The organism is Actinospica durhamensis (assembly GCF_018139695.1).
GTDB lineage: Bacteria > Actinomycetota > Actinomycetes > Streptomycetales > Catenulisporaceae > Actinospica > Actinospica durhamensis.
In genome coordinates, this window is record NZ_JAGSOG010000714.1 from 1 (window position 1) to 477 (window position 477).

Below are 477 nucleotides of genomic sequence, written 5' to 3' on the forward strand. Positions count from 1 at the left end.
TCGGTGTTCAGTTCGCGGCCGAGGTCGGTCGCGGTCTGGCATCGGCCGTTAGCGAGCAGCACCAGGCAACTGGCCTGGGAATGGGTCACGTCCATCGCGGCAACTTCCTGCTCGATGGCCATGGACAGCGCTGTCTTGGCGCGCCCCACGAGGTAGCCCACGCTTTCGCACATGCGGTAGTCCTCCACCCGGAAGAGCGTTCCGGCAGCAACTTCGGTGGCGGGTCTTGTCTGTTTGGACATCTTATGTATGCACAATCATTGTCCGGACAAATATACGAATTGACGCAGCAAACGGCAAGGTACTGAATGTGTGATTCCAGTTTTAGAAATAATGAGTGATCCTATATTCACCCGATCCACGTTCCTTCACCGATTCGTCAACGAGTGTCATGTCTTGCGCATCGCAGCATGCTAGAATGTCAGGTTATTCCGCGAGCTGAATTTGGGTGCTGTCCCGGGCTCGTGTCACGGTGTT

Annotated in this window: 1 protein-coding gene; it reads right to left on the reverse strand. The window is 55.6% G+C overall.

The window, feature by feature from the left end:
• The coding region (locus tag KDL01_RS47170) for a winged helix DNA-binding protein (RefSeq protein ID WP_498038009.1) at positions 1 to 242 on the reverse strand (242 nt) is incomplete at its 3' end.
• Positions 243 to 477 lie beyond the last annotated feature (235 nt).